8 protein-coding genes, 1 tRNA gene and 1 riboswitch are annotated in these 10,101 nt (G+C 62.4%); of the genes, 2 read left to right on the forward strand and 7 right to left on the reverse strand.

What is annotated here, in order from left to right:
* Positions 1-117: 117 nt before the first annotated feature.
* The gene (locus AB5Y51_RS06145; RefSeq protein WP_368178164.1) at positions 118-1,797 is read left to right on the forward strand and encodes a methyl-accepting chemotaxis protein; all 1,680 of its coding nucleotides are present in this window, start codon (positions 118-120) and stop codon (positions 1,795-1,797) included.
* Positions 1,798-2,026: 229 nt separating this feature from the next.
* A riboswitch (cyclic di-GMP riboswitch) is annotated at positions 2,027-2,112 on the forward strand.
* 60 nt (positions 2,113-2,172) lie between these two features.
* On the forward strand, positions 2,173-3,594 hold the full coding sequence (gbpA, locus tag AB5Y51_RS06150) for an N-acetylglucosamine-binding protein GbpA (protein WP_368178165.1): 1,422 nt from the start codon (positions 2,173-2,175) through the stop codon (positions 3,592-3,594).
* A gap of 111 nt (positions 3,595-3,705) precedes the next feature.
* Here the strand turns inward: gbpA and cbl are convergent, their stop codons facing one another.
* From cbl to AB5Y51_RS06185, 7 genes are all read right to left on the reverse strand, one after another.
* Positions 3,706-4,653, reverse strand: coding sequence for an HTH-type transcriptional regulator Cbl (gene cbl, locus AB5Y51_RS06155; RefSeq protein ID WP_010672828.1), 948 nt, complete (start codon positions 4,651-4,653; stop codon positions 3,706-3,708).
* 116 nt (positions 4,654-4,769) lie between these two features.
* The gene (locus AB5Y51_RS06160; protein ID WP_010672827.1) at positions 4,770-5,837 is read right to left on the reverse strand and encodes a sulfate/molybdate ABC transporter ATP-binding protein; all 1,068 of its coding nucleotides are present in this window, start codon (positions 5,835-5,837) and stop codon (positions 4,770-4,772) included.
* 31 nt (positions 5,838-5,868) lie between these two features.
* On the reverse strand, positions 5,869-6,762 hold the full coding sequence (cysW, locus tag AB5Y51_RS06165) for a sulfate ABC transporter permease subunit CysW (RefSeq protein WP_010672826.1): 894 nt from the start codon (positions 6,760-6,762) through the stop codon (positions 5,869-5,871).
* Positions 6,759-7,598 carry a sulfate ABC transporter permease subunit CysT gene (gene cysT / locus AB5Y51_RS06170; protein ID WP_039039454.1) on the reverse strand — a complete coding sequence of 280 codons (840 nt, stop codon included), beginning with the start codon at positions 7,596-7,598 and terminating at the stop codon, positions 6,759-6,761. Before cysT ends, cysW begins: the two co-directional genes overlap by 4 nt.
* Before the next feature lie 269 nt (positions 7,599-7,867).
* Entirely contained in the window at positions 7,868-8,443 is a 576-nt protein-coding gene (locus AB5Y51_RS06175) for an alpha/beta hydrolase (protein ID WP_039039453.1), read from the reverse strand.
* Between the two features lie 39 nt (positions 8,444-8,482).
* Entirely contained in the window at positions 8,483-9,484 is a 1,002-nt protein-coding gene (locus tag AB5Y51_RS06180; protein WP_042864432.1) for a sulfate ABC transporter substrate-binding protein, read from the reverse strand.
* A 405-nt stretch (positions 9,485-9,889) separates the two neighbouring features.
* Positions 9,890-9,966, reverse strand: a tRNA-Asp gene (locus tag AB5Y51_RS06185).
* Positions 9,967-10,101: the final 135 nt, after the last annotated feature.

Here is a 10,101-nt window from a genome sequence, read left to right on the forward strand (position 1 = left end):
TGGCAGTTTTTCATCGCAACCCATTGAAAGTTAATGACATGTTAAAAACAACAACAATCAGAGCCGGCCGACAGTTCGGCCACAATCAGACCCGAATGGGAAAGTAAGGATAAGACTATGTTCAAGCTCGGTGATATTGCCGTGAGTCGCAAACTGATGCTGCTGCTCTCACTGGCCCTGGTCGGCTTCATCGCACTGCTGCTCATCTCGGCCAGTGCCCTGCACCGCAATCTGATGAGTGAACGGGAAGCCAGGCTGCAGGCGGTGCTGGATCTGGCCATGAGCCGGCTCCAGGCCCTGGCCGCCACCCTCCCCCCGGAGCAGGCCAAGGCACAGGCCAAGGCCATGCTCGACAGCATGCGCTTTGACGGGGACAACTACCTGTTCGTGCTGGATGAAGATCGTCGGGTGGTGGTGCATCCCGCCAAACCCGAGCTGGTCGGCCAGCAGATGGGCAACAACCCTGCCGAGTCCCACTGGCAGCACATGGTGGATCTCGGCAAGGGCGGCCACCAGGGCAGGCTGGAGTATCAGTGGGTCTCCCCGTCCGGCGAGGCGGCCCAGAAGATGTCGCTGGTGACGGGCTACCAGCCCTGGGGCTGGATCCTGGGCTCCGGTGTGTTGTTGCAGGACATTGAGGCCACTATGTGGTCGCAATATGAGTGGATGGGTGGCGCCACCTTGCTGGTGATCCTGTTGATGGGGCTGCTGGGACTCGCCATCAGCCGCTCCATCGTCAATCCCCTGGCCGAGATCAACAAGGCCATGGCCCGGGTCGCGGCCGGCGATCTGGTGGTCAGCATCCCGGTGCTGGGCAGGGATGAGCTCGGCGCCGTCGCCAGCTCCACCAACCAGGGGCTGGATGCCATCCGCCGCGCCCTGCTGGAGGCGAGCCAGGGGGCCCGCAACGTGGCGGATGCCGCCCTGCGCATCGCCGCCTCCGCCGAACAGACCAACCAGGCGGTCAACAGTCAGCGGGATCAGCTCGCCCAGCTCGCCACCGCCATGAACGAGATGAGCGCCACCATCGCCGACGTGGCGGGTCACGCCGAGAATACGGCCCGCGACACCCAGGATGCCACCAGCGAGGCCGGGCTCGGCAACCAGGATGTCCATGCCAGCGTGCACGGCATCCAGGCGCTGGCCACCGAGGTGGATCAGGCCACCTCGCAGGTCAACCAGCTCAAGGAGGGAGTGATGCAGATAAGCGAGGTGACGGCGGTCATCAGCGCCATCTCGGAGCAGACCAACCTGCTGGCCCTCAACGCCGCCATCGAGGCGGCCCGGGCCGGCGAGCAGGGCCGTGGCTTCGCCGTGGTGGCCGACGAGGTGCGCCAGCTGGCCAGTCGCACCCGCCACTCCACCGAGGAGATCCAGAGTACCATCACCCAGTTGCAGCAACGGGCTGTCACCGCCGCCAACGCCATGGACGCCAGCCGCAAGCTGGCGGAGAGCAGCGTCAACCAGTCCGAGAAGGCGGGGCAGGATCTCTCCCTCATCGTCAATCACATCCAGCACGTGAGTGACATGGCGACCCAGATCGCCACGGCGGCGGAGCAGCAGAGCATGGTGGCGGAAGACATGAACCGCAACGTCAGCGGCATCAACGACTCGGCGCTAGAGATGTCCCAGGCGGCCTCCCAGTTGGCCCAGGAGAGCGAACTGCTGGCCGGTCTCTCCCGAAGCCTCGACGAGCGACTGGCGGTGTTCAAGCTCGACAACGCCCAAGCCCAGGACAGGATGATGCGACCGACCCAGGCGTCCTCTTCCCGAGCAGGCATGCAACCCCGCCACTGAGTGGCCCCATGAGCCCCTGCCAGGCTTGCAGGGGCTCCTTTCCTGTCATGGCCACGGGAGCCTCTCCCGGGCCACCCTCTCGCACTGAACCAGCGCGCAGATCCCGATGGAATGATCTGCCGCTGATGCGCTGCTCCGATGAGATGGCACTGTCAATTTTTACACTTAATTTTTTAACAAAATATAGTCATGATGAGTGGTCGCCACAGGCGGCACCATGATCCTTTCTGTAGTCATTTGGCAAACTGGTTGAAAGGCCAGGACGCAAAGCCTCCGGTCTAAAGACAAGCTGTCCAGGATAGCGGGGTTGCAGCACCGTGTTTCGGGGAACTCCCCTGCCAACGTGACTGCCCACATCACCGAACAGAGGAATGTATGGCAGCAAATATCCGACTCACCCATCTCGCGGCAGCGCTGGCGCTGCTGGCCAGTGGCGGCGTACTCGCTCACGGCTACATCAGCCAGCCCGAAGGGCGCAACTACCTGTGCAAGACAGGGGGCAACAGCCAGTGTGGCGCCATCCAGTGGGAACCCCAGAGCCTGGAAGCCCCCTCCGGCTTCCCCGATGGCGGCCCCGCCGACGGCCAGATAGCCTCGGCCGGTCACCCTCAATTCGGCGAGCTCAATACCCAGACCCTCGATCGCTGGACCAAGCGTGAGGTGCAGGCCGGTCCCTTCGCCATCAGCTGGACCTTCACTGCCAACCACGTGACCCGCAACTGGCGCTACTACCTCACCAAGCAGGACTGGAACCCGAACCAGCCCCTCACCCGGGATGCGTTCGATCTCAATCCCTTCTGCGTCATCGAGGGCAACATGGTGCAGCCCCCCAAACAGGTGACCCATCAATGCACCCTGCCCCCGCGTACCGGTTATCAGGTCATTCTCGGGGTGTGGGAGGTAGGGGATACCGCCAACAGCTTCTACAACCTGATCGACGCCCGGTTCAAGGATGGCACCCAGCCCCCGCTGACCTGGAACCAGGGAGGGACCATCTACCCCTCCATCGACCTGGTGGCGGGTGACAAAGCCAGAACCCGGGTGTTCGATGCCAATGGCGAGCGCACCGATCTCCAGACCGAGCTGATTATCGCCAGCGCCGGGCAGGGCCAGAAGAACAACTGGGCCCACGCCCTGGCGAGCAAGATCAACGCCGAGCAGAGCCAGATCCGTGCAGGCCAGCAAGGTACGGACGGCCAGTTCAACCCCGTCTACGGCCAGAACCCGGTCTACCTCAAGGCTGGCAGCAACCTGCAACGGGTCGAGATCCAGCTTGAGCAACAGCAGCCCCCGGTGGAGAACGGGATCAGCGTGAGCGGTCCGGCGAGCGACTACACGCTCGACAACGGCAAGCTCACCCTGACTTTCACCGTCACGGCCCAGGGGGATCTCGCCATCACCAACACCCTCTATGACCACGGCGGTGTCGCCAGGGGACAGAGCAGTGCCGACATCAAGGACGGCAGCCAGAGTTTCTCCATGGCGCTGACCGGCTTGAGTGCGGGCCACCATCAGCTGGTGATCGAGGGCAAACCCAAGGCCGGTGGTGACGCGGTGCAGCAGACCCTGGACCTCATGTTCAAGGATCCGGCAAGCGGGGGCGATTACCAGTTCACCTTCCCGGACGGCCTCAAGTCCTACACCGCCGGAACCCGGGTGCTGCAGCCGAAAAACGGCAAGGTCTATCAGTGCAAACCCTTCCCCTACAGCGGCTGGTGCAGCCAGTGGGCGAGCACGGCCACCCAGTATGAACCGGGCGTAGGCTCCCACTGGCAGGAGGCCTGGACAGCGCAGTGATGGGACGTCTCCGATCTGACGGGATCCCGCTCGGCGTTTCCCGTGCCAGATCAGGTCAACATCAAACAAACGGGGAGCCCATGGCTCCCCGTTTTTCATCCACCCCTCGGTTCAAATCTGGTAATCGAGCAGGGGCTCGTTGCTCATGGCGCGGGCCTGGATCTCCGCCAGCGCCAGCTCGGGGTTGCAGAGCTGGATGAACTGCCAGGCAAAGTTGTGCTGGAACTGCCCCTGCTTGAGGCCGATCCAGGCGGTGTGCGGCGCAAACAACCGACTGCCGTCCAGTTGCACCAGCCCCTTGTCCCGCTGGGAATCGAACGCCATGTCCGCCAGTATGCCCACCCCCATCTCCAGCTCGACATAGGTCTTGATGACGTCGGAGTCCTGGGCGGTCAGCAGGATCTGCGGCACTATGCCCGCCTCGGCAAAGGCATCATCCACCCGTGCCCGACCGGTGAGGCCGGCCTGATAGGTGACGATGGGCCAGTGGGCCAGAGCGGCCAGGGTCAGCTCCCGCTCGGCGGTGAGGGGGTGCTGCTCCGGCACGACGATATTGTGGTGCCAGCGGTAGTAGGGAAAGGCCACCACCCCTTCGCTCTTGTCGAGCTGCTCGCTGCTGATGCCGATGTCCACCTCGCCGGTCTGCACCAGCCGCACTATCTCCTCCGGGCTTCCCTGACGCAGCTCCAGCTGTACCAGGGGAAATTGCTCCCGAAACGCCTTCACTACCCTCGGCAGGGCATAACGGGCCTGGGTATGAGTGGTCGCGATGAGCAGCCGGCCCGAGTCGCGATTGGCAAAGGTGCTCGCCAGTTTACGGATGTTGTCGGCATCCCCCAGGATACGCTCAGCGATCACCAGCAACTCCTTGCCCGGCTCGGTCATACCGAGCAGACGCTTGCCATAGCGAATGAAGAGGGCGAGCCCCAGCTCCTCCTCCAACTCGCGAATGTGGCGGCTGACCCCGGACTGGGAAGTAAAGAGGGCATTGGCCACGTCGGTCAGGTTGTAATCCCGCCGTGCCGCCTCCCGAATGATTCGCAATTGCTGAAAGTTCACCTCATCGCCTCCTGCGCTGAGTGGCGGTGGCTCGTGCCACCGTCCTCTTGTTATGGATTGCCGGGATCATGGCCCGGCAGCAAGCCTGACAGGGGGCCGCACCTCGCGGCTTGCCCTCAGATCTGGTAGTCGGGATAGAGCTGTGCCTGCCTGGCCACCAGACGCACCCCCTGGCCGGGGGCAAAGGCCCGGGCGGCCTCCTTGCTCAGTTCGGCCTCGTAGTGGGCGCCTCCCGTCTCCCCATCGCCACGCAGTTCCACCCGGATGCGCGGCCCCATGGGCAGCAGGCGGGTAATGGTGGCGCGAATGCCACCGGGGGCATCCGAGGGCAGGATCTCCAGCTCGTGGGGGCGCACATAGGCAATGGCCGCACTCCCTTCTGCCAGATGGGAGGGGATGGGGCCACCCAGTTGCTGTTCACCGATGCCGAGCCCCTGCCCGGCCACCCTGCCACGAAACAGGTTTACGCTGCCAAGGAAGCTGTGCACGAAGGCACTGGCGGGCTGATCATACACTTCGGCAGGGGTGCCAATCTGCTCTACCTTGCCGGCGTTCATCAGCACCACCCGATCCGCCACCTCCAGGGCCTCTTCCTGATCGTGGGTCACGAACAGACTGGTGACATGCAGCTCGTCGTGAAGCTCACGCAGCCAGCGGCGCAGCTCCTTGCGCACCTGGGCATCGAGGGCGCCGAAAGGCTCGTCCAGCAGCAGCACCTTGGGCTGCACCGCCAGGGCCCGGGCCAGGGCGACCCGCTGGCGCTGACCACCGGAGAGCTGGGTCGGGTAGCGTGCCGCGACATGGCTGAGCTGCACCAGATCCAGCAGCTCCTTGACCCGGGTGCGGATGGCCGCCTCGTCCGGGCGTTCGCTGCGCGGCTTGACCCTCAGGCCAAAGGCCACGTTCTCGAACACCGTCATGTGGCGAAACAGGGCGTAGTGCTGGAACACGAAGCCAACGTTGCGCTCGCGCACATGGAGATCCGAGGCATCCTCGCCGCGGATGATGACGCTGCCACTGTCCGCCTGCTCCAGCCCGGCGATAATCCGCAGCAAGGTGGTCTTGCCGCAGCCGGAGGGGCCGAGCAGGGCGACCAGCTCACCGTCGTGAAAATCGAGGTTGATGTCGGCCAGCGCCGCGTACTGATTGAAATGCTTGTTGAGCCCTTGAACCTGAATGCTCATGAATACCTCTCCTATAACCGTTAATTCGGGATCAATGGGACTGGGTCGGTTGGCCGCGCAGCCTGGCCAGCAGGGTCTCACCCAGCAGGGTGAAGATCCCGAACAGCGCCAGCAGGCTGGCCACCGCGAAAGCGGCACCGGTCTGGTACTCGTTGTAAAGGATCTCGATGTGCAGCGGCAGCGTGTTGGTCTGGCCGCGAATGTGGCCGGAAACCACGGAGACAGCGCCAAACTCCCCCACCGCCCGGGCGGTACAGAGCAGCAGGCCATACATCAGGCTCCAGCGGATGCCGGGCAGGGTCACCCGCCAGAACATCTGCAACCCGCTCGCCCCCAGCATGATGGCGGCCTCCTCTTCCTCCGGGCCCCGCGCCTCCATCTGGGGCAGCAGCTCGCGTACCACGAAGGGCACAGTGATGAAGGTGGTCGCCAGGATGATCCCCGGGGTAGCGAAAATGATCTTGATGTCGTGCTCGCTGAGCCACTCGCCGAACCAGCCACGACTGCCGAACAGCAGCACGAACATCAAGCCCGCGATGACCGGCGAGACCGAGAACGGCAGATCGATGAGGGTGATAAGCAGTTGCCGGCCAGGGAAGCGGAACCGGGCGATGGCCCAGGCGGCGGCCAGCCCGAACAGCAGGTTCAGGGGCACCGAGCAGAGCGTCACCAGGGCGGTCAGCCCCAGGGCGCTCAGGGCATCCGGCTCGCTGATGGCGTGCCAGAAGAAGGCCAGACCCGGGCTCAGCGCCTGGATGAAGACGGTGGCCAGCGGCAACAGCAGCAAGGCGGCAAACCAGCCCAGACCGACTGTGACCAGCAGCCATTTGACCCAGACCGGTTCATGGGTCACCGGGGGATGACGCGCCGGGGTGGCCGGAGCGGACTCCTGGGCCTGATCGAGATGTGCAGTAGAGGCGTTCATATACGGCTTCCTCCGATGCGAGCCCAGCTCCAGGCTTGCAACTTGTTGATGAGCAACAGCAGCACAAAGGAAATGAGCAACATGACGGACGCAATGGCCGATGCACCGGCGTAGTCATACTCCTCCAGGTGACTCATGATCATCAGGGGGGCAATCTCGGACACCATGGGGAGGTTGCCGGCAATGAAGATGACAGAGCCGTACTCCCCCACGCCGCGAGCAAACGCCAGGGCAAAACCGGTGAGCAGCGCAGGTACCAGGGTCGGCCACAATACCCGGATGAAGGTCTGCCAGCGGTTGGCACCCAGGCTCGCGGCCGCCTCCTCTTGCTCGCTCTCCGCTTCCCGCAGCACCGGCTGCAGGGTACGCACCACAAAGGGCAGCCCGATAAAGGTCAGGGCAATGACCACCCCTATGGGGTTGTAGGCAAGCTCGATGCCCAGCGGAGCGACCCATTGGCCAATCCAGCCGTTGGGGGCAAAGATGGCGCACAGGGCGATGCCGGAGACGGCAGTCGGCATGGCAAAGGGCAGGTCGATCAGCGCATCCACCAGTCTGCGACCGGGGAAGGTATAGCGCACCAGTACCCAGGCCAGTATCAGACCGAACAGACTGTTGAGCAGGGCGGCAATGAAGGCGGCGCCAAAGCTCAGGCGAAAGGAGGCGAGCACCCGGGGGGAGCCGATCACCTGCCAGAACTCGGCGGCGCTCAGGTTGTTCACCGCAAACAGCACCAGTGCCGAGAGCGGCAGCAGCACCAGTATGCCCAGATAGAGCAGACTGAAGCCCAGCGTTGGCCCCAGGCCTGGCAGGACGGAATAAGAACTTAATCGCATAACACATCCGTTTGTTATAAATACTTTGGATGTGACGATTTTGCTCACGGCGGCCAGGGACAACAAACACCAATAATGCCTTTGCTAAGCACTTTTTTATCTAACAATGGTGGAACAAGGCTTTTAGAGCGATAAGCATAAAAAAAGGTCTTTTATATAAATAAAAGACCTAAAAGACGGAGCGGTAAAACCGGGAACATGCAAAGTCAGTCACGCTGGCCAACTTGCCAATCTGTCTGGAAATTGTGCCGAGACAATCCGAGGTGCCCTCATCGAAAACTGAGTGCGGCCTGCTTGCCCCACTCGGCAGGAGCAGGCTCCACCACCATTTCGGCACGGCGGTATAGGGTGCCGAGCAAAGCGAGCCCCTGGTGCCACTCCCCATGGCCGGACTGGGCATTGATATGGCCCACCTCCCCCGCATCGAACAAGGGCACCTGCCACTGCCGGCTCCAGAACTCTGCCCGCTCGAAACTCATCCAGGGGTCATTGCGGCTGGCGATCAACTGGGCAGAGACCTTGATGGACCCAGCCAACACCTCATCCGGGATACCGAAACGGGCAGGATCGGCAGGGGCAACGATGAAGATGGAGGAAACCTTGTCTGGTTGCAGTCTGGCGGCAGCGATGGCCGTCAGAGCGCCGAAGGAGTGGGCGACCAGGTGGACCCGGCTGCGCCGGCTCCTGAGCTTGCTCGCCAGCTTGGCGCTCCAGACCGTGAGATCCGGCTTGTCCCAGGGCAGACCCATCATTCTCTGCCACTGGGGAAATTGCTGGTGCCAGCGGCTCTGCCAGTGATCCGGCCCACTATTGTGCAGACCGGGAACCAGAAGGATCTTGTTCATCGTGGTACTCCTATCTGTTGTCACAGGGGCCTGTGTCTCTTAGCGGCCCGGCTGGTAAATCTGGTCAAACGATCCGCCCTGGGCGAAGTGCTTCTTCTGTGCCTTGTCCCAATCTCCTTCCAGATCCTTGACAGTAAAGAGCGTCAGGTTGGGGAACTGGGCCGCTGTCTCCTTCAGGATCGCCGGATTGCTCGGACGATAGTGGTATTTGGCGATGATGCGCTGCCCTTCGTCGGAGTAGAGATACTCGAGGTAAGCCTTGGAGACGGCCTCGGTACCATGCTTCTTGGCTACCTTGTCCACCACGGCTACCGGCGGCTCTGCCAGGATGGAGACCGAGGGCACCACCAGTTCGAACTTGTCGCTGGTGCCCGGCTGATTGAGCACCAGCAACGCTTCATTTTCCCAGGCCAGCAACACATCCCCGAGCCCGCGTTCGATGAAGCTGGTGGTGGCGCCACGTGCCCCGGAGTCCAGCACCTTCACATTCTTGAACAGATCGCTGACAAACTGTTTGGCGCCCTCTTCAGTGCCGCTTTTCTTCAGGGCATAGCCCCAGGCAGCCAGATAATTCCAGCGCGCACCGCCGGAGGTCTTGGGGTTGGGGGTGATGATGGCGACATCCTTGCGCACCAGGTCGCCCCAATCCTTGATCTGCTTGGGATTCCCCTTGCGCACCAGGAAGACGATGGTGGAGGTATAGGGAGAGGCATTGTTGGCCAAACGCCCTTCCCAGTCGCTGGCGGTGAGACCTGCCTTGGCCACCGCATCGACGTCATAGGCCAGCGCCAGGGAGACCACGTCAGCCTCCAGTCCGTCCACCACGGCACGAGCCTGTTTGCCTGAGCCACCGTGTGACTGGCTCACCACCACATCGTCGCCGGTTTTGGCCTTCCACTCCTTGGCAAAGGCACTGTTGTACTCCTGGAACAGCTCCCGCGTCGGGTCATAGGAGACATTCAGCAGCCGCACCTCGGCGGCTTGGACCTGACCGAGAGCCAGCAGGGAGAGAACGGTGAGAGCGGTCATTCGCAGTTTCATGGTGATACTCCATATCGTTGGGTTGAGTACAGCATGCCCGCTTATGCATATTCCATGAAGAAAGAAAAAGCGCTTTGCTTATCTCTTATCCGCATATGAGCTCCCGATGGTCCTCTGGCACTCTCGGCCAGAGCGTATTTTCGCGCTTGCGGTGCTCATCTCCAGACACGACAAAGCCCGGCCGATTGGCAGGGTTGGGAAAAGATAGAGGAACAAAGGCAAACCAGAGCGAAGGGTAAGCCCTGGGTAAAGGAACAATGCCAGGCACGCAGGCACCACAGGGGGGAAGAGGCGGGTTGTCAGTAACAGGCGGCAGACCCGTCGGTTGCCTCTTGTTCCCTGAGCTCTTATCCAGACGCCAGAAAGCAAAAAGGCCTTCCCGTCAGGGAAGGCCTTTCAATTTAGTGGCGGAGCGGACGGGACTCGAACCCGCGACCCCCGGCGTGACAGGCCGGTATTCTAACCGACTGAACTACCGCTCCGCATTCGGTTAGCTTTCGCTAAATCTTCTGCTGCTTCTTCTGAGGTGTCATCCTCGCAGCCGGTCATGTGATTCTTCACATCACCGTTTAATTGGGTGCCTGGCAGTGTCCTACTCTCGCATGGCGAATGCCACA

Origin of the sequence: Aeromonas sp. R7-1 (assembly GCF_040908115.1) — a bacterium.
Classification (GTDB): Bacteria; Pseudomonadota; Gammaproteobacteria; order Enterobacterales; family Aeromonadaceae; genus Aeromonas; species Aeromonas caviae.